The sequence below is a fragment of the Bradyrhizobium campsiandrae genome (genome assembly GCF_014529705.1).
GTDB lineage: Bacteria > Pseudomonadota > Alphaproteobacteria > Rhizobiales > Xanthobacteraceae > Bradyrhizobium > Bradyrhizobium campsiandrae.
The window spans coordinates 1-244 of the sequence record NZ_JAANIH010000388.1; the positions used below are offsets into that span (position 1 = coordinate 1).

The 244-nt window shown below is 68.4% G+C and carries 1 protein-coding gene; it reads left to right on the forward strand.

The window, feature by feature from the left end; genetic code table 11:
• Positions 1-244, forward strand: a 244-nt coding sequence (locus G8O24_RS43565; RefSeq protein WP_188108493.1) for a hypothetical protein, incomplete at both ends; no start/stop codon positions are given.

The window sequence follows — 244 nt, forward strand, 5'->3', positions numbered from 1 at the left end:
GCTGCTCGAGCCCGCGAATCTCCGCGAGTTCGATCACGGCACGGTGCTGATCCCGGACAAGTATCTCGCCAAGGCCGCCGTGGCGCCGACGCCCGCGGGCCTCGACGGCTCGGCGTTGCAGCCGGAGCAGGTGACATCGTTGAGGCGACGCTGGAAGCCGGCCACCGAGCGGATGTTTTCCATGGTGATGCCGCGCGCGGCCGCCTGCTTCAGCGCGCCGACGACGTCGTTATCGGTGAAGACA